17 protein-coding genes are annotated in these 17,366 nt (G+C 73.3%); 5 read left to right on the top strand and 12 right to left on the bottom strand.

Going from position 1 to position 17,366, the window contains the following annotated elements; translation table 11 throughout:
• Positions 1–9: 9 nt before the first annotated feature.
• The 4 genes from IEZ27_RS18780 to IEZ27_RS18765 all read right to left on the bottom strand — a co-directional run bounded on the left by IEZ27_RS18780 (position 10) and on the right by IEZ27_RS18765 (position 6,253).
• Positions 10–1,020, bottom strand: coding sequence for a C-terminal binding protein (locus IEZ27_RS18780; protein ID WP_189648421.1), 1,011 nt, complete (start codon positions 1,018–1,020; stop codon positions 10–12).
• Positions 1,007–2,776 carry an IlvD/Edd family dehydratase gene (locus tag IEZ27_RS18775; RefSeq protein ID WP_189648420.1) on the bottom strand — a complete coding sequence of 590 codons (1,770 nt, stop codon included), beginning with the start codon at positions 2,774–2,776 and terminating at the stop codon, positions 1,007–1,009. The genes IEZ27_RS18780 and IEZ27_RS18775 overlap by 14 nt, the downstream gene beginning before the upstream one ends.
• Positions 2,777–3,028: 252 nt before the next feature.
• Complete coding sequence (locus tag IEZ27_RS18770; protein ID WP_189648419.1) at positions 3,029–5,323, bottom strand: phosphoketolase family protein; 2,295 nt, start codon at positions 5,321–5,323, stop codon at positions 3,029–3,031.
• An 81-nt stretch (positions 5,324–5,404) separates the two neighbouring features.
• On the bottom strand, positions 5,405–6,253 hold the full coding sequence (locus tag IEZ27_RS18765) for a universal stress protein (protein ID WP_189648418.1): 849 nt from the start codon (positions 6,251–6,253) through the stop codon (positions 5,405–5,407).
• A gap of 204 nt (positions 6,254–6,457) precedes the next feature.
• Here IEZ27_RS18765 and IEZ27_RS54990 point away from each other — a divergent pair, with 204 nt between their 5' ends.
• Positions 6,458–6,586 carry a hypothetical protein gene (locus IEZ27_RS54990; protein WP_260478010.1) on the top strand — a complete coding sequence of 43 codons (129 nt, stop codon included), beginning with the start codon at positions 6,458–6,460 and terminating at the stop codon, positions 6,584–6,586.
• Positions 6,587–6,673: 87 nt separating this feature from the next.
• Here IEZ27_RS54990 and IEZ27_RS18760 read toward each other — a convergent pair whose 3' ends face one another.
• A complete protein-coding gene (locus IEZ27_RS18760; RefSeq protein WP_189648417.1) occupies positions 6,674–7,153 on the bottom strand; it encodes a universal stress protein in 480 nt (159 codons plus the stop codon).
• Positions 7,154–7,377: 224 nt separating this feature from the next.
• Between IEZ27_RS18760 and IEZ27_RS18755 the strand changes: the two genes are divergently transcribed.
• Complete coding sequence (locus IEZ27_RS18755) at positions 7,378–9,891, top strand: cation-translocating P-type ATPase (RefSeq protein WP_229824111.1); 2,514 nt, start codon at positions 7,378–7,380, stop codon at positions 9,889–9,891.
• A gap of 51 nt (positions 9,892–9,942) precedes the next feature.
• Here IEZ27_RS18755 and IEZ27_RS18750 read toward each other — a convergent pair whose 3' ends face one another.
• From IEZ27_RS18750 to IEZ27_RS18740, 3 genes are read right to left on the bottom strand one after another with little or no spacing between them, the layout of a single operon-like run.
• Positions 9,943–10,461 carry a flavodoxin family protein gene (locus tag IEZ27_RS18750; RefSeq protein WP_189648416.1) on the bottom strand — a complete coding sequence of 173 codons (519 nt, stop codon included), beginning with the start codon at positions 10,459–10,461 and terminating at the stop codon, positions 9,943–9,945.
• Between the two features lies 1 nt (position 10,462).
• Positions 10,463–10,963, bottom strand: coding sequence for a CBS domain-containing protein (locus IEZ27_RS18745; RefSeq protein ID WP_189648415.1), 501 nt, complete (start codon positions 10,961–10,963; stop codon positions 10,463–10,465).
• A complete protein-coding gene (locus IEZ27_RS18740; protein WP_189648414.1) occupies positions 10,960–11,799 on the bottom strand; it encodes a universal stress protein in 840 nt (279 codons plus the stop codon). The genes IEZ27_RS18745 and IEZ27_RS18740 overlap by 4 nt, the downstream gene beginning before the upstream one ends.
• Positions 11,800–11,992: 193 nt before the next feature.
• On the opposite strand from IEZ27_RS18740, the gene IEZ27_RS18735 reads away from it, so the two are divergent.
• Positions 11,993–12,448, top strand: a complete 456-nt coding sequence (locus tag IEZ27_RS18735) for an ester cyclase (protein ID WP_189648413.1) — start codon at positions 11,993–11,995, stop codon at positions 12,446–12,448.
• Between the two features lie 81 nt (positions 12,449–12,529).
• On the opposite strand, the gene IEZ27_RS18730 is transcribed toward IEZ27_RS18735, so the two are convergent.
• Positions 12,530–13,636, bottom strand: a complete 1,107-nt coding sequence (locus IEZ27_RS18730; protein ID WP_189648412.1) for a cellulose binding domain-containing protein — start codon at positions 13,634–13,636, stop codon at positions 12,530–12,532.
• 133 nt (positions 13,637–13,769) lie between these two features.
• Entirely contained in the window at positions 13,770–14,309 is a 540-nt protein-coding gene (locus IEZ27_RS18725; RefSeq protein ID WP_185844912.1) for a GyrI-like domain-containing protein, read from the bottom strand.
• Positions 14,310–14,442: 133 nt separating this feature from the next.
• On the opposite strand from IEZ27_RS18725, the gene IEZ27_RS18720 reads away from it, so the two are divergent.
• The gene (locus IEZ27_RS18720) at positions 14,443–15,060 is read left to right on the top strand and encodes a TetR/AcrR family transcriptional regulator (RefSeq protein WP_189648411.1); all 618 of its coding nucleotides are present in this window, start codon (positions 14,443–14,445) and stop codon (positions 15,058–15,060) included.
• On the top strand, positions 15,057–15,464 hold the full coding sequence (locus IEZ27_RS18715; protein ID WP_189648410.1) for a hypothetical protein: 408 nt from the start codon (positions 15,057–15,059) through the stop codon (positions 15,462–15,464). Before IEZ27_RS18720 ends, IEZ27_RS18715 begins: the two co-directional genes overlap by 4 nt.
• A 10-nt stretch (positions 15,465–15,474) precedes the next feature.
• On the opposite strand, the gene IEZ27_RS18710 is transcribed toward IEZ27_RS18715, so the two are convergent.
• Positions 15,475–16,098, bottom strand: a complete 624-nt coding sequence (locus tag IEZ27_RS18710) for a response regulator (protein WP_189648409.1) — start codon at positions 16,096–16,098, stop codon at positions 15,475–15,477.
• Positions 16,095–17,282 (bottom strand): sensor histidine kinase, encoded by a 1,188-nt coding sequence (locus tag IEZ27_RS18705; RefSeq protein ID WP_189648408.1) that lies wholly within the window; start codon positions 17,280–17,282, stop codon positions 16,095–16,097. The genes IEZ27_RS18710 and IEZ27_RS18705 overlap by 4 nt, the downstream gene beginning before the upstream one ends.
• Between the last annotated feature and the right edge of the window lie 84 nt (positions 17,283–17,366).

Raw genomic sequence — 17,366 nt, 5'->3', positions numbered from 1 at the left:
TGGCGTCCCTCAGCGCGACAGCCGGGCCCGTACGTCGTTGACCGGGCTGCGGGCGCCCTGCCCGGTCAGGACCCGTACGGCCTCCTCGGCGGCGAAGCGCCGCACGGTCGCGACGGCCTGCTCGGAGTAGTAGGCGGCGTGCGGGGTGACGATCACGTTGGGCAGCGTGAACAGGGGGTTGCGCGGCTGCCAGCCGCGCTGTTTCGCGGGCTCCTCCTCCAGGTCGTCCAGGGCCGCCCCGGCGATCCATCCTTCGGCGAGCGCCTGGTGGAGGGCCGCGTCCTCGACGATCGGGCCGCGCGCGGTGTTGACCAGGACGGCGGTCGGCTTCATCCGGCGCAGCGTCGCGCGGTCGAAGGTGTGGTGCGTCGCCGGGGTGAGCGGCGCCTGGATCACGAGGTAGTCGGCGCCCTCCACGAGTTCGTCGAACGACACCGGCCGCACCTGGTGCTCCCGGATCGCGGCGTCGTCCAGGTACGGGTCGTGCGCCCACACCTCGACGCCGAACGCCCGCGCGCGCTCGGCGATGAGCTGGGCGATCGCGCCGAAGGACAGCAGCCCGAACACCCGTCCCCGCAGCCGCCAGATCGGCTGCCCGGTCTGCCACTGCCACAGGCCCCGCCGGGTCGCCCGGTCGTACTCGCAGATCTTGCGGGCCGTGGCCAGCCAGAGGGCGACGGCGTGGTCGGCGACCTCGTCGGCGCACCACTCGTTCGGCGCGTTCGTGACCTGGATGCCGCGCCGGGTGGCGGCGTCCACGTCGACGATGTCCACGCCCGTGCCGTAGCGGGCGATCACCCGGCAGCGGGTGAACGCCTCGATCGCGCGGGTGCCGACCTCGGCGTACTGGGTCAGGACGCCGTCGGCGTCCCGGCCCTTGTCGATCACCTCCTGCTCGCTCTTGCACTGTTCGGCGCGGAGGTCGAAGCCGGCGCCCTCGATGATCGCGCGTTCGATGTCCACGTCGCCGAAGTCGGAGTCGGCGATCATGATGGTGCCTCTGGCGTCAGTGCGAGTCACGGGGAATCCCCTTGGTGTGGACGAGATCCTGGTACGACAGCGCCAGCTCCAGGCATCCGCCGCTGTCGAGCTGGCCGACGGTCGCGCGGTAGATCTCCTGCCACGGAGTCTGGTTCTCCAGTGCCGGAGGCGTGTGGGCGGCCCAGCGTTCGGCGATCTCCTCGTCGGTCAGCAGCACGTCCACGCGGGCGTTGCCGAGGTCGACGCGGATGCGGTCGCCGGTGCGCAGGATGGCGAGGTTGCCGCCGGCCGCGGCCTCGGGGCTGGCGTTGAGGATGGACGGCGCGTCCGAGGTGCCGCTCTGGCGACCGTCGCCGAGCGTGGGCAGCGTGGTGACACCCCGCCGGAGCAGCGCGGCGGGCACCTCCATGTTCACCACCTCGGCCGAGCCCGGGTAGCCGATGGGCCCGGTGTAGCGGATGACGAGGATGCAGCCCTCGTCCAGGCCGAGCTCGGGGTCGTCGATGCGGGCGTGGTAGTCCTCGGGCCCGTCGAAGACGACGGCGCGGTAGTCGGCGACCGCGCGGGCGTCGTCGGTGAGGACCGAGGTCTTCATGACCGCGGAGTCGAACAGGTTGCCCGTCATGATGAGCAGCCCGCCGCGCGCGGCGACCGGGTCGTCGAAGGGACGGATGACCACCGGATCGGCGGCCGGGCCGCCGGCCAGGTTCTCGGCCACGGTACGGCCGGAGACGGTGACGGCGTCGCCGTGCAGGCGCCCGGCCGCCAGCAGCGACCGCATGACCGCGGGCACCCCGCCGGCGCGGTAGAAGTCCTCGCCGAGGAACTCGCCTGCCGGGGCGACGTTCGCCAGCACCGGTACGTCGCCCCCGACCCGCTGCCAGTCCTGGATGGTCAGCGGCACCCCGACGTGCCGCGCGATGGCGTTGACGTGGATGGGCACGTTCGTGGAGGCGGCGATGGCCGAGGCGACCACGATCGTGTTCTCGAAGGCCGCCCTGGTCATGATCTTGCGCGGGGTGAGGTCCTCGCGTACGAGGTCGACCGCCCGGCGGCCGGTGTCGTAGGCCATCTGCGCCCGCCGCCGGTACGGGGCCGGGATCGCCGCGCAGCCCGGCAGGGACATGCCCAGTGCCTCGGCCAGGCTGTTCATCGACAGCGCGGTGCCCATCGTGTTGCAGTGGCCGACGCTGGGCGCGGAGGCCGCCACCCGCGCCATGAACTCGGCGTAGTCGATCTCCCCGGTGGCGAGCAATCGCTTCGACTGCCAGATCACCAGCCCCGACCCCGAGGCGGCCATCCGCTCGCCCTGGTGGTAGCCGTTGAGCATCGGCCCGCCGGACAGGACGATCGCCGGGATGTTCACGGTCGCCGCCGCGGCCAGGCAGGCGGGCGTGGTCTTGTCGCAGCCCGTCGTCAGGACGACGCCGTCGAGCGGATATCCGTACAGGACCTCGACCAGTCCGAGGTAGGCGAGGTTGCGGTCCAGCGCGGCGGTGGGGCGTTTGCCGGTCTCCTGGAGCGGATGGACGGGGAACTCCAGCGGGATGCCGCCGCCGTCGCGGATCCCGTCCCTGACCCGGTCGGCGAGGGCCAGGTGGTGGCGGTTGCACGGGACGAGGTCGCTGCCCGTCTGGGCGATGCCGATGATCGGCCGGCCGGACTGTAGTTCATCCGGGGTCAGTCCGAAGTTGAGAAAACGTTCGAGGTACAGGGCCGTCATCTCCGGGTTGCCCGCGTTGTCCCACCATGCCTGGCTGCGCAGGCTGAACGCGGCATGCTCCGTCGGCTCCATCAGCCCCCCTCACCGCGCGGCAGGCCCGCCCCGAAGGCGCCGCTCCCCATGAAGGCCGCCGGTGTCGCCGCGCCGCGCCGGCCGGACCGAAAACCCCCTCCGACCAGCCACGCCGCACACCTGACGGCCGATGACTGGCCTACCCGCCCGCCCTCACCACGTAAACGCCACCACACGCGCGACCCCCGCCGTGACCACCCCTGGTCCTGGGACTTCTTGGCGAGGAGGGCAACTACGAGGGCCGCGCCGAGGTCACCAGGTCCAGTCGCGCGTGCCGGGCGCGTCCTCGCCGTGCTCGCGGGTGTACGCGCGCGCCTGGAGCCGGGCGTCGGCCATCCGCTGGCGCAGGTGCGCCTGGGTGGCGCCCAGCCCTGGGACCCGGTCGATCACGTCCATGACCAGGTGGTAGCGGTCGATGTCGTTGAGCATCGCCATGTCGAACGGCGTGGTCGTGGTGCCCTCCTCCTTGAACCCCCGTACGTGGAGGTTGTGGTGGCCGTGGCGGCGGTAGGTGAGGCGGTGGATCAGCGAGGGATAGCCGTGGAAGTTGAAGATGACCGGCCTGTCGGTGGTGAACAGGGTGTCGAACTCGGCGTCCGGCAGGCCGTGGGGGTGCTCCGACGGCGGCTGCAACCGCATCAGGTCCACGACGTTGACGACCCGTACCTTCAGTTCGGGCAGGTGTTCACGCAGGATGGCCGCGGCGGCCAGCGTCTCCAGGGTGGGCACGTCGCCGGCGCAGGCGAGGACGACGTCCGGCTCGCTGCCCTCGTCCGTGGACGCCCAGTGCAGGACGCCGAGGCCGCGGGTGCAGTGGGCGACGGCCTCGTCCATGGTGAACAGGTCGAGCACCGGCTGCTTGCCCGCGACGATCACGTTGACGTAGTCACGCGAACGCAGGCAGTGGTCGGCCACCGACAGCAGGGTGTTGGCGTCCGGCGGCAGGTAGACCCGTACGACCTCGGCCTTCTTGTTGACCACGACGTCGAGGAAACCGGGATCCTGGTGGCTGAAGCCGTTGTGGTCCTGCCGCCAGACGTGGGAGGAGAGCAGGTAGTTGAGGGAGGCGACGGGCCGCCGCCAGGGGATCCTCTTCGACGACTGCAGCCACTTGGCGTGCTGGTTGAACATGGCGTCGATGATGTGGATGAAGGCTTCGTAGCAGTTGAACAGCCCGTGGCGGCCGGTCAGCAGGTAGCCCTCCAGCCAGCCCTGGCACAGGTGCTCGCTCAGCACCTCCATCACCCGGCCGCCCGGGGCCAGGTTCTCGTCCGTGGGCAGGATCTCGGCCTCCCACGCGCGGTCGGTCACCTCGAACACGTCCGACAGCCGGTTGGAGGCCGTCTCGTCGGGGCCCATCAGCCGGAAGTTGTGCGGGTTGGCGGCGATCACGTCGCGCAGGAACGTCCCCAGCACCCGGGTGGGCTCGGTGGAGCGCGTCGCGGGCGACTTGACCTCGACCGCGTAGTCGCGGAAGTCCGGCAGGGCCAGCGGGCGCAGCAGCTCGCCGCCGTTGGCGTGCGGGCTCGCGCTCATCCGCAGCGGCCCGTCGGGGACCGTCCCCCACAGGGCGGGCGCCGGACGGCCGTCGGCGTCGAACAACTCCTCCGGCCGGTACGAGCGCATCCACTCCTCCAGCATGGCCAGGTGCTCAGGGTTGTCGCGGACGCCGGACAGCGGCACCTGGTGGGCCCGCCAGGTGCCCTCGACCGGCTTGCCGTCCACCTCGCGCGGGCCGGTCCAGCCCTTCGGCGTCCGCAGGACGATCATGGGGAGGCGGTCCACGCGCCCCTCCTTGTAGGCGGCGATCTCGTCGAAGACGGCGTCGAGGGTGGCGGCCATCTCCTCGTGCGACGGGCCGACCAGGTGGGGACGGTAGCCGTACCCCTCCATCAGCTTGAGCAGCTCCTGCTCGGGGATGCGGGCCAGCACGGCCGGGTTGGCGATCTTGTAGCCGTTCAGGTGCAGGATCGGCAGGACGACGCCGTCCCGGTAGGGGTCGAGCAGCTTGTTGGAGTGCCAGCTCGCGGCCAGCGGGCCCGTCTCGGCCTCGCCGTCGCCGACGACGCAGGCCACCACGAGCCGCGGGTTGTCGAAGGCCGCGCCGAACGCGTGCGCGAGCGAGTAGCCCAGCTCGCCGCCCTCGTGGATGGACCCCGGCGTCTCCGGCGCGACGTGGCTGGGGATGCCGCCGGGGAAGGAGAACTGGCGGAACAGCCGCCGCATGCCCTCGGCGTCCTGCGAGACCTCGGGGTACTTCTCGGAGTACGAGCCCTCCAGCCAGGCGTGCGCGACCGCGGCGGGCCCGCCGTGTCCCGGGCCCGCGATGTAGATCATGTCCTGCCGGCGTTCGGCGATGATCCGGTTGAGGTGGGCGAAGCAGAAGTTGAGTCCCGGGGTGGTGCCCCAGTGGCCGAGCAGGCGCGGCTTGACGTGCTCGGGGCGCAGCGGCTCGGTGAGCAGCGGGTTGTCCAGCAGGTAGATCTGCCCGACGGACAGGTAGTTCGCCGCCCGCCAGTAGGCGTCGATGTGCTGCAACGTGGTCATGACGACGATGATTTCCTGAGCTGTGCGCGTTCCCTAGGGCCCTTGGTCCCGTCCTCGGGGGGCAGAGGGTCCCGCGCGGCGTCAGTCCCGCGCACGGACGACCGCCACCGGGCAGCGGGCGTGGTGCAGCACGCCGCGGCTGACCGAGCCGAGCAGCGCCGACCCCAGGCCACCGCGTCCGTGCGAGCCCACGACCAGCAGGTCGGCCTCGTCGGACGCCGCCGTGAGCGCGTCCACCGGATGGGCCGTCGGGGCCTCCCGCAGGACGTTCACCTCCGGGTAGTCGGCGGCGAACCCGTTCACCCGCTCGGCGACGACCTGGTGCTGGGCGGCGCGGACCTCGTCCAGGTCGTAGGCGGCCTCCGGCGCGAACGCGTGCACCGGCAGCTGCCAGGCGTGCAGCACCCGCAGCGTGGCGCCCCGCAGCCTGGCCTGCTCGAAGGCGTAGGCGAGGGCGGGCTCGCACTCCGGCGAGTCGTCCACCCCGGCCACGACCTGCCCGCGCACCTGCTGGTGCTCGCCGCGTACGACCACGACGGGGCAGCGGGCGTGCCCGGCGACGTTCGTGCTGACCGAGCCCAGCAGCGCGCCGGCGAACCCGCCGAGGCCGCGGCTGCCGAGCACGATCTCGGTGGCCTCCTTCTCCTGCGCGCGCAGGACCGTCGCGGGCACACCTTCGACGTCCAGCGTCGTCACCTCGACGGACGGCTGACGCTCGTGGGCCAGCGCCTCGGCCTCGCGCAGGATCCGCCGTCCCTCGTCCATCAGCATGTCGGGCATCCAGGCCGTGGCGAACCGGTGGATCTGGTACGGCGTCCGGTCCACGGCGTGCACGATCCGCAACGGCGTCCGCAGGCGGAAGGCGTCGTTGGCGGCCCACACGACGGCCGCCCGCGCGGCCACCGAGCCGTCGACTCCTACAACGATCATGATGTTCCCTCCTTCGTCACCTCCCAGGGGACCCCACCGGCCCCCGTTCCTCGCAGGGCCGGAGGTCGTTCAGGGACAGGGCCGAAGGACCCTGCCCGGTGGGGTGCGGTCGTCCCCCGGGTCCGGGACGTTCGCCGCTGGCCGAAGCGCGTCCGGAGGCGCACGATGGTGCTTGTCCCGGAAGAGACGAAGGGGTGAACCGTCGTGATCGGTGGACGTGTGCTCATGCAGTCACCGGCGCTCGAAGCCGAGCTGCTGGCCCTGAAACAGCGGGTCGACGAACTGGAGGAGCAGGTACGCCGGCTGGCCGCCGCCGTCACGGCCGAGTCGTAACAGGACGACGTCCGCGCCCGCGTCGCACCGCCTTCCCGGGCGGCGCGCGGCGCTTCCGGAGAACCCTCAGCGGCCCCTCAGCAGCCCTCAGTGGGCCAGGGCGAGGTCGGCGCCGGCCGGCCGGACGCCGCCCGGCCCCGCCGCCGGCACCACGACCACCGGGCACGGCTGCAGGCGCAGGCACGTCAGCAACACCGCGCCGAGCCTGCCGTCCCCCGCGCGCCGCGCGGCGGAGCCGAGCACCAGCAGGCCGGCCCCGCGGGCCCGCTCCGCGAGTGCCGCCTCGGGCCGTCCCCGTACGAGCCGTCCCTCGACGGCGACGCCGGGGATCCGCTCCCGGGCCAGGGCGAGCGCGCGATCGAGTACGACCCCCGCGCAGGCCTCCTCAAGTCCAGCCGGCTCCGCCGGATGACGCGCGTAGGGCGCCCTGTGCTCGGTCCTGGGCTCCCAGGCGTGCACCACGACCAGCCGCGCACCGCGGCGGTCCGCCTCCTCGGCGGCCCACAGCAGCGCGGCCTCGCAGTCACCGGTGCCGTCGATCCCGACCATGACACGACGATCGTCCATGCCCTCATCCTCGGCCCGCCGTACCCGTGCGCGGAGCGGCCGAAGGTCCCGCCTTTCGTGACTTTCGCCCCTGATGCCGTACGGGCCGGGGCCTGGAGGCTGGAGCGGGCGGGCGGCGTCGCCGTCCCTGTTTACGGCCGCGCCGTTCGCCAAGACTAAGTCCTGAGACCCACGTATCGACTCCGCCGACCTGCAAGACCACGGCGGGCAGGAAGGACACCCACGTGACGCCATCGTCTCCCGGTCTGTCGTCGGCCGAGGCCGCCGCGCGCCTGGAGCGGGACGGCCCCAACCTGCTCCCGCGCAAACCGCCCACCCCGCTGTGGCGGCGCGTCGTCACGCAGCTCCGCGACCCGCTCATCATCGTGCTGCTCATCGCGGCGGCGCTGACCGTCTCCACCGGCGACTGGACCGACGCCGCCGTGATCGCGCTGGTGATCGTGGTCAACACGGCCGTCGGGGTGGCCCAGGAGGTACGCGCCGACCGCGCCATCGCGGCCCTGGCCGAGCTCGCCACCCCCGAGGCCCGCGTGGTGCGCGACGGTCACCAGCGGCAGATCCCGGCGGGCGACGTCGTGGCCGGGGATCTGCTGGTGCTCGCCGAGGGCGACATCGTCCCGGCCGACGCCGAGGTGGTGGAGTCGGCGGCGCTGCTGGTCGACGAGTCGGCGCTGACCGGCGAGTCCGTACCCGTGGACAAGGCCGAGGGCGCGGCCGTCTCCTCCGGCACCGTCGTGGCGCGGGGCAGGGGCCGGGCGGTCGTCACCGCGATCGGCGCGGCGAGCGCGAGCGGCCGGATCGCCGCCCTCATGGTCAAGGGGGCCGGGCTCACGCCGCTGCAGCGCCGCCTGGTGGGGGTCGGACGGATGCTGGCCGCCGTCGCGGTGCTGCTGTCGGCGCTGGTCCTGACGCTGGGCCTGGTACGCGGCCAGCCGGTCGAGCTGATGGTGGTGACCGCGATCAGCCTGGTGGTGGCCGCCGTGCCCGAGTCGCTGCCCGCGGTCGTGACCTTGAGCCTGGCCCTCGGCGCCCGCCGGATGGCCGCGCGGGACGCGCTCGTACGCAACCTGCCCGCCGTCGAGACGCTGGGCTCGGTGACCGTGCTCGCCACCGACAAGACGGGCACCCTCACCGAGGGCCGGATGGTCGCCCGGCGCCTGTGGACCCCGGCGGCGGAGGCCACGGTCACCGGTTCCGGCTACGCGCCCGACGGCGAGATCGCCGGCGGCGCGGGCCCGGAGGCGTTCGCCGCGCTGCTGACGGCCGCGACGTTGTGCAACGACGCGCGGCTGCGCCCGCCGCTGGAGGCCGGCGAGGAGTGGACGGCGCTGGGCGACCCGACCGAGGCGGCCCTGCTGGCCGCCGCCGCCCGGCTCGGCCTCGACCGCCAGAGCCTCCAGGCACGTTTCCCGAGGGCCGCCGAGCTGCCGTTCGACAGCGGCCGCAAGCGGATGAGCACGGTGCATCTCCTGCCGGAAGGCGGTGCCCGGCTGCTCTGCAAGGGCGCTCCCGAGGCGCTGCTGGACCCGGCCGTGCTGACCGACGACCCGGCGCTGCTGGCCCGCGCCGCCGCCCAGGCCGACCGGTACGCCCGCGACGGCTACCGCGTCCTGGCCGTGGCGAGCGCCGACCTGGACGCCGTCCCGTCCCCCGTACGGGAGAGCGGGTTGTCGCTGCTCGGGCTGGTCGCGATCCTGGACCCGCCGCGTCCCGCCGCGGCGGCGGCCGTGGCCGACTGCAGGCGGGCCGGCATCAGGCCCGTGCTCATCACCGGGGACCATCCCGGCACCGCCCGCGCCGTCGCCGCCGACCTGGGCATCGTCGAGGCCGGCGACCGGGTCGTCGACTGCCGCGAGCCCGGCGCGCTCGCCGGGGAGCCGGCCGGCGTGTACGCGCGGGCCACGCCGGAGCAGAAGCTCGACATCATCCAGGGCCTGCGGGATCGCGGCGAGGTCCTGGCGATGACCGGCGACGGCGTCAACGACGGCCCCGCGCTGCGCCGCGCCGACATCGGGGTGGCCATGGGCAAACGCGGCACGGAGGTCGCCCGGCAGGCCGCCGACCTGGTGCTGGCCGACGACAACCTGGACACCGTCATCGCGGCCGTCGAGGAGGGCCGCCGGGTCTACGCCAACATCCGCCGTTTCCTGGTCTACGGCCTGTCGGGCGGCGCGGCCGAGATCGCGGTGATGGTGCTGGGGCCGTTCGTCGGGCTTCCGCTCCCGCTGCTGCCCGCCCAGATCCTGTGGATCAACCTGCTCACCCATGGCCTGCCCGGCGTGGCGCTGGGCGGGGAGCCCACCGTGCCGGGAACCATGTCAGGCCCGCCCCGGCCGCCCGGCCAGAGCATCATGGGGGCGGGGTTGTGGCAGCGGGTGCTCCGCATCGCCGTCGTGCTCACCGCCGTCACCCTGGGCGTGGCCGTCTGGGCCTCGCTGACCGGGCGGGCGTGGCAGAGCATGGCCTTCTTCGCCCTCGGCGCCACCCAGCTCGGCGTGGCGCTCGGCACCCGGACCCGGCCGCGTTCGCCGGCCAACCCGATGTTGCCGCTCGCCGTGGCCGGCGCGCTCGTCCTGCAACTGGCCGGGCTCTACCTGCCGCCGCTGCGCGAACTGCTCGGCACCGAGCCGCTGCCGCCGGGCGACCTGCTGATCGTCGTCGCGCTGTCCACGCTCGGGTACGCCGCCGCCCGCCTGGACCGGATCCTGCACCCGTCCCCCAGCCCCGCGGCGGCCTGACGACGAAGCGGCGCCCGGCGGGATGACCGCCGGGCGCCGCTTCGTGGGCCGTCAGGACGCCGGGACCGGGAACGAGGCGGCCAGGCTCTCGCCCCACTGCCTGGCCCGCTCCAGCTCCCCCGCCGCGAGCGGCCCCTGGGTGCCGGTCACGTAGAAGCTCTGCGGCGGCACGACCTGCCGGACGCCGAGGCGGCGCAGCCGCTTGGCGACCGCGGCACCGGCCGAGCCCGGCAGGCGGGGCCTGGCCACGCGGGTGTCGAACGCCGCCGAGCAGAGCCCGGCCGACGACGTGCTCAGCGTGGCCAGCCATTCGCGTACGCCCCGGCTCCGGGAGACCAGCGGACCGGTGGCCTGCTGGGCCGCCGATTCGCGGGTGGAGGCCCGGCTCATGGAGAAGACGTGTGTCGGGCCGCCCACCACCAGCAGCGCGACGTCGCCATCCACGTGCGCGGGGGCCGAGCCGACCTCCGCCACCTCGGCCCGCATCCGGGTGGCCAGCCCTTCGGCCACGGCCTGGGCGATCTTCTCGGTGTTGCCGTACATGGATTCGTAGACCACCAGCGCCTTCATGTCACGCCTCCCGCCAGCTCCTGGACGACCGGGCCGGCTCCCGCCGTTCCGGCAGGACCGGTTCGAGGTGGAACATCCCGGTCACCACTTCGCTCGGCTCGTGTCGCGGTTTGAGCCGCCCGGCGACCACCGACAGGACGTCCCTGGCGGTGATCAGGCCGACCAGGCCGTCCCTGGACAACACGGGCACCGCGTCCACGTCGGCGTCGAGCATGACGGCCGCGACCCGGCTCAGCGAGGTGCCGGGCCCGACCCTGGGCGTACGGACGCCCGCGAGCAGGTCGCGCACCTCGCGCCCGGCCTGCTCCTGCGGCCCGCCGGACCAGGACGCGGCCAGCCGCTCACGGGTCAGGATGCCCACCAGGTGCCGCCCGTCGACGACCGGCAGGTGGTGCACCCCGGCCCGGCGCATCAGCTCCCAGGCCATCAGCGGCGACTCGTCCGGCCGGACGGCCACCAGCACGCGGCTCATCACCTGTCCGGCGGTCGGCGAGCCGTTCATGACCGCTCCTCCGTCCGGGGACGGACCACCGCGACCGGGCAGGTCACGTGGTGCAGCACGCCCTGGCTGACCGAGCCGAGCACGGCGGCGGCGAACCCGCCCCGGCCCCGCGACCCGACCACGACCAGGTCGGCCGATCCGGCCGCCTGGATCAGGGCCGAGACCGGGTGCGCGCACGGCTGCTCGTCGGTGATGACCAGGTCGGGGTTGGCCGCCCGCCAGGGGACGACGCACTCGTGCGCGGCCTCGCGCGCCTGCCGCACCGCCTCCTCGATCAGGCTGTTGTACGCGACGGCGTACGGCGAGAACACCGGCACCTGCCAGGCCGAGACCACGTGCAGGCGGGCCCCGCGGGAACGGGCCTGCTCGACGGCGTACTCCATGGCCGCCCGCGCGTCGTCGGAGCCGTCGTAGCCGACCACCACCGTGGCGTGCCCGGCCGTGGCGGCCGTGCGGACGACGACGACCGGCCCGGCCGCGTGCCCGGCCACGCCGACGCTCACCGACCCGACCACCATCCCGGCGAACCCGCCGAGCCCCCGGCTGCCCAGGACCACGCTGTCGGCCGTCGCCGACTCGCGGATCAGCTCCTCGACGACGTTCCCGGAGAGCAGTTCCGTGGTCACCTTGACGTCGCCGGCCCGCTCGCGGGCCCGCTCGGCGGCCGCCTCCAGGGCGCGGGCGCAGTGCTCGACGTTCTCGCCGTGCCACCACTCGGGGCACACGTGCACGATCCGCAGGTCCAGACCCCGCCGCCGGGCGTCGGCGGCCGCCCATTCCACCGCTTCGGTCGCCGGGGCGGACCCGTCCACGCCGACGACGATGTGAGTGCTCATCACGCGTCTCCTTCACCGGTCGAAGCTCTCTGCCTTCACCCTCGTACGGGTGGCGGCGGCGTACCGGAGGAGGAGGTCCCGCATGACCGGGCCGTTGGTCCCGAGCCCGGCATCGGACGCGTTTCAGGAAAGGTATTCCGGGCGGTGGCGATGGTTTGCCCGTGAGCTGTACCGGCACGGGTACGTAGCCGGCATGGAACAGGTGCCGCCATCGCCGGGCGACGTCGTGCGCCGGCTGCTCGACGCCGCCAACGCTCACGACCTCGACGCGGTGCTGCGGTGTTACGCGCCGGACGCGATCGTCGTGAGTCCCGAGATGGAGGCGCACGATCCCGAGGAGATCGCCTCGTACTTCAGGCAGATATGGGACGGCTTCCCCGACCTGCGCTTCACCCCGTGGGACACCGTCGCCGCGCACGACATGGTGGCGACCGTGCTGACGGCGACCGGCACGCACACCGGCCCGTACCTGACGGTCGGGGGCGAGCTGCTGGCCCCCACGGGCGGTCACATCAGCGTGCGGGGCTGCTGGTTCTCGCACCTGCGCGACGACCTGGTCGCCGGCCAGCATTTCTACTACGACCAGCTGGAGATCTACGCGCCGCTCGGCCTGCGCCTGCCGCTGCCCTTCGGCGACGACGGCCCGTGACCTCCGCGGCGCGGCCCGTACGGGCGATGCGGCCGGCCCTCCGGATCGAGGGGCGCGGCCGCATGCCCGTACGGCGGGGTATCAGCCGCTGGCGCAGGTCTTCCCGTTGAGTGCGAAGCTCTCGGGCGCGGGCAGCGGGCCGCCGTACGCGGCGGTGAACCCGACCTGGACCGCCGAGCCGACGCCGATGACCTTGTTCCACTGCTTGTTCGTGCCGGCCGGCCCCGTACCGGCCTGGGTCCAGTTCGCGGACCAGCCCGAGACGAGACGCACGCCGGCCGAGGCCGGGTAGCCGACGGTCAGGGTCCACCCGTCGACGGCCTCCGTGCCGGTGTTGCGCACGGTGACCTCGGCGTCCAGCCGCGACCCCGCCGGCATCGCCCGGTACGACACCGAGCACGCCGCGCCGGACGTCGGCGTCGGGCTCGGCAGACCTTCCCTGGCCAGCGCGGACAGCGGGTCGGACGGCGTGCTGAGGTTGTCGGCCGCGTCCTTGGCGACCACGACGTAGGTGTAGCGCCGGCCGACGACCAGGCCGGGTTCGGCGAAGTTCGTGCTCGGCGGGACCACCGTGCCGACCTTGCTGTACGACGTCGCGGTCTCGCGGTAGACGTCGTACGCCGTCACGGCCACGTTGTCGGTGGACGGCTGCCAGCAGAACGTGACGCCCGCGTAGTCCTGGAGGCAGGCGTCACGCAGCCCGGCCGGCTTGGACGGCGGCACGTGGTCGCCCGGCAGCGGGGTCGGCGAGGTGCTGGGGGTCATCCCGAGCAGCGCGGGCACCGTGATCAGGGCGGAGGGCGGGCTGAGGTGCCCGGCCAGGTCCCTGGCCACGACGTACATCGTGTACAGGTGGTTCAGCTCGCCGGAGAAGCCGCCGACCGTGCTGGTCGTGGTGGCGGCCAGGACGAAGCCGCCGGGGTCGAGACGGTACAGGTCGTAGCCGGCGATCCCGATGTCGTCCGAGGAGGCCGCCCAGCAGATGGAGGCGTATCCGGTCGGATTCGCGGCGAACGGGACCGGGCAGGGCCGCAGCCCGCCGGGCCGGGTGGGCGGCGCGTCGTCGGCCGCCGCGGGCACGATCGCGTACGCGGCGCCCTTCGCGGCGGCGCCCTTCGCCAAGGGGACGGAGGCGAGGGCCGTCTCCCCGGTCGGGCCGATCACGAGTGCCGAGAGGAACAATGCCAAAGTGAGAAATCCGAGGGTGAGCACAACCGCCCCCAAGGATCGCCTGCCGAGCCGCATGGGGCTCCCTTCTGATCGTTTCGGCACCCCCTCGCAGTGATCGTGGACCAGTTTCCACCTCCCGTAAAGCCGTGTCTCAGCCCTCTCGCGGGAGCTCCCCGGCGGGGCGGGTGACCGGCTGCCGGAGGATCGTCCTGGGCTCGGGGTCGGTGGGATCGGTCAGGTAGATCTCGTGGTGCAGGCCGGTGCGCGTCAGCCCGTGCTCGGCCATGTACGCCTCCATCACCTCCAGCGACGCCTTCTCCTCGCTGAAGGGGCCCTCGTGAAGCAGCTCCACGCACTCACCCTCGGTGAACGTGACCACCTGGACCCGGTCGACTGCCGCGCCGGACGCGCGTACCCGCTCCCGGGCCGCCTCGGCCGTCCCCGGCTCGGGCACGCCGGGCAGCGGCAGCAGCAGGTGCCACCGCCACAGGTCGCGTGGGGTCTCCAGCGGCGGCAGGGAGCTGTCCTCCACCCACCAGCGCCCCTCCAGCGGCCCGGCCGGGCCGCCCATGGCGGAGGCCACGGTGTAGAGGGCGCGGATGGCCGAGACGTGCTCGGGGCCGCCGGGCTCTCCCATACCCGTGACGTTGAGGCAGGTGACGGGGGCGCAGTGCACCAATCGCGGTGTCATGACTTCTCCAGAAGATCGGCAGGGGGGCCGGCGGCCCCTCGTTCGTGCGCCCAGCCTGGGGCCTCCCAATGGGGGAGAGTCCAGCCGCGCGACCCCTCTTGCGTTTTTCGACCACTCGGTCTAACTTTGGACCATGCGGTCAAAGGAATCGGGAGCGCCCACGCGTACCCAGCGGGCCAGACACCAGGACCTGATCACCGCCGCGATCCAGGTGATCACCAGGGACGGCTACCGGGCCGCCTCGGTGGACCGCATCGCCCGCGAAGCGGGCACCAGCAAGGGCACCGCGCTCTACCACTTCTCCTCCAAGGAGGAGCTCTACCAGGCGGTCGTCAGCGCGCTGTTCGAGACCGGCGCGACCTACATGGCCGAGCGCCTGCTCGCCGCCGACACCGCGACGGACAAGCTCCGCACGTACATCGAGACCAACCTGCGCTTCATCACGCTCCACCCCGCGCACGTCGGAGCCACCCAGCAGATCCTGATGAACTCCGACACCGTCCACGCCGTGCAACTCGACGACGCGATCGCCCCGCTGCGGCGGCTGCTGCAGTCAGGGCAGGAGAGCGGCGAGTTCGGCGAGTTCGACCCCGAGGTCACCGCTCTGTCGATCCGCGCCATCGTCGACGGGGCGGCGTCCTATTTCCTCGCCCACCCCGAGCTGGACCACGAGCACTACATCCGCGAGGCCGCCGCGCTCTTCCTGCGCGCCGTCCAGCCGGCCTCCCTCACCTCCAAGGACGCCTCATGAGCAACCCGAACTCCTCCGACGCGCTGCCCCGTCCCGGCCTGCACGCGGCAATGCTCCTGGTCGCCGCCTACACCACGCTCAGCCTGCTGACCATCGTGGCGATCGCCGTCCTGTCCGGCGTCGCGCCCTCGCTCGTCACCGACGAGGCATGGGGGCGCGGCATCATCGTGGCCGCGACGTCGATCCTCACCCTCGCCTTCGCCCGCCGCGCCCAGCACGGAGGCGACCGGGCGCTCCTGCGCCTGCGGATCGTGCTCGTCGTGATCCTCGTCGCGGTGGTGGGCGTGCTGCTGTTCCTGCCGCTGCCGGGCTGGATGGTCGCCGAGCAGGGCGTGTGCGGGATACTCCTGCTCGCCGCGGCGATCCTCGCCTTCCGCGCCGCGGGCCCGTCCAACGGGAAGTGATCGCCCCCGTTCAAGGGGTACGGATGAGCCCCCTCTTGGAGGCCGCCGCGACCGCCGCGGTACGGGAGTCCACGTCCAGCTTGGTGTAGATGTGCGCCAGATGGGTCTTGACCGTCGTCTCGCTGAGGAACATCGCCTTGCTGATCTGCCGGTTGGACAACCCGGCGGCGACGTGCGCGAGCACCTCCAGCTCGCGCGGGCTCAGGGCGGTGTCGGGCGCCCGGACCCGGCCCATCAGGCGGGCGGCCACGCTCGGCGCCAGGGCGCCCGCGCCCGCGGCGGCCGAGCGGATGGCGGCGTGCAGGTCGTCCGACGGGGCGTCCTTGAGCAGGTAGCCGGTCGCGCCCGACTCGACGGCGGCCACGATGTCGGCGTCGGTGTCGAACGTGGTCAGCACCAGGACCCGCGGCCCGCCCAGTGCCACGATCCGGCGGGTCGCCTCGCTGCCGTGCATGCCCGTACCGAGCCGGAGATCCATCAGCACGACGTCGGGCGCGAGCGCGCCGGCCAGTTCCACGCCCTCCTCCCCCGTGGCGGCCTCGCCGACCAGGTCGAAGTCGGGCTGCCCGGCGAGCATGGCGCGCAGCCCGGAGCGTACGACGGGGTGGTCGTCCACCAGGACGATCCGGATCACGACGCCGGCTCTCTGGGCGGCAACGGCAGGGTGGCCACCACGGCCGTGCCCTCGCCGGGAGCCGACTCCACGGTGAGGCTGCCGCCCAGGGCGCTCACCCGTTCGCGCATCGCGCGCAGGCCGAAGCCGGTCGCGTTGCCGGGGTCGAACCCCCGGCCGTCGTCGTAGACGTCCAGCATGACCACGTCGTCCAGGTACGTGAGGGTCACCCCGGCGTGACCGGCTCCGGAGTGCCGGCTGACGTTGCCCAGCGCGCCCTGGGCGATGCGGAGCAGCGTGGCGTCGTAGTCGGCGGGCAGCGGCGCCGGCGTGCCGGAGATCTCGAAGCGGGCCCGTACGGGTGTGCCCGCCACGGCGGAGTCGCTGATCCTGCGCAGGGCCGCGGCCAGCGACGCCTGTTGCAACGCCGGCGGAGCCAGGGCCCGGACGAAGTTGCGTGCCTCCTCCAGGTTCTCCTTGGCCGCGTCCGCCGCCTCGGTGATGCGGCGTTCGGCGGCCGGGAGGTCGTCGGCCAGGTCCCTCCGGGCGGCACGCAGGAGCAGGATGATGCTGGACATGCCCTGCGCCAGCGTGTCGTGGATCTCCCTGGCCAGGCGTTCGCGCTCGGCCAGCCGTACGGCGTCGCCCTCCGCCTGGAGCAGCTTGCCCCTGGTGCGGACCAGGTCGTCGATCAGCAGGCGGCGTTCCTCGCTCTCGGCGTGCAGCGTCTTGTAGATCATCGCCATCAGGGTGGCCACGGCGGCGCCGATCGTCGGCCCGACGACCAGGGCAGCGGTCAGCCGGCCCTCGTGCCAGGCGGCGGCCAGGACGGCCGCGACGGTCAGCGCCGCCACGCCCGGCAACGCGACCGCCAGGGGCAGCAGGTGGAGGTGGGCGAAGAAGAGCGGGAAGGCCAGCCAGACGAACTGCGGCGCGGCCAGGGCGAGCGCCGCCCATCCGGCCGTGGTCAGCACCAGCCAGACGCGGCCCAGCCGCAGGTGCGTCGTCCCGCCGAAGTGCGGCAGCCGTCCCTCGATCACGATGCCCGCCGCGTAGAGCACCCCGAGGAGCACCCCGCCCAGCACCAGCGCGGGCCGCCCCTTCCCGGCGACCCCGGCCAGCGCGATCACCAGGAGGATCGCGAACGTGCCGTGCACGGTCCATCGGAGCAGCCGGAGGGTGGGCGGGAACGGATAGTCAGACATCTCTCACCCAGAGTATGGGACAGTTCCCACCAGCAAATCGTCCAAAAGAAGTATTTCGGGCGGCCCGCATGCACGATGTGCGGA

The sequence above is a fragment of the Nonomuraea spiralis genome (assembly GCF_014648435.1).
Classification (GTDB): domain Bacteria; phylum Actinomycetota; class Actinomycetes; order Streptosporangiales; family Streptosporangiaceae; genus Nonomuraea; species Nonomuraea spiralis.
This window is presented reverse-complemented; position numbering and strand designations above follow the sequence as displayed.

Coding starts and splice junctions, on each gene's coding strand:
- IEZ27_RS18775 (WP_189648420.1), bottom strand. CDS start 2,776: ATGGAGCCGACGGAGCATGCCGCGTTCAGCCTGCGCAGCCAGGCATGG.
- IEZ27_RS18770 (WP_189648419.1), bottom strand. CDS start 5,323: ATGACCACGTTGCAGCACATCGACGCCTACTGGCGGGCGGCGAACTAC.
- IEZ27_RS18765 (WP_189648418.1), bottom strand. CDS start 6,253: ATGATCGTTGTAGGAGTCGACGGCTCGGTGGCCGCGCGGGCGGCCGTC.
- IEZ27_RS18760 (WP_189648417.1), bottom strand. CDS start 7,153: ATGGACGATCGTCGTGTCATGGTCGGGATCGACGGCACCGGTGACTGC.
- IEZ27_RS18750 (WP_189648416.1), bottom strand. CDS start 10,461: ATGAAGGCGCTGGTGGTCTACGAATCCATGTACGGCAACACCGAGAAG.
- IEZ27_RS18745 (WP_189648415.1), bottom strand. CDS start 10,963: ATGAACGGCTCGCCGACCGCCGGACAGGTGATGAGCCGCGTGCTGGTG.
- IEZ27_RS18740 (WP_189648414.1), bottom strand. CDS start 11,799: ATGAGCACTCACATCGTCGTCGGCGTGGACGGGTCCGCCCCGGCGACC.
- IEZ27_RS18735 (WP_189648413.1), top strand. CDS start 11,993: ATGGAACAGGTGCCGCCATCGCCGGGCGACGTCGTGCGCCGGCTGCTC.
- IEZ27_RS18725 (WP_185844912.1), bottom strand. CDS start 14,309: ATGACACCGCGATTGGTGCACTGCGCCCCCGTCACCTGCCTCAACGTC.
- IEZ27_RS18720 (WP_189648411.1), top strand. CDS start 14,443: ATGCGGTCAAAGGAATCGGGAGCGCCCACGCGTACCCAGCGGGCCAGA.
- IEZ27_RS18715 (WP_189648410.1), top strand. CDS start 15,057: ATGAGCAACCCGAACTCCTCCGACGCGCTGCCCCGTCCCGGCCTGCAC.
- IEZ27_RS18705 (WP_189648408.1), bottom strand. CDS start 17,282: ATGTCTGACTATCCGTTCCCGCCCACCCTCCGGCTGCTCCGATGGACC.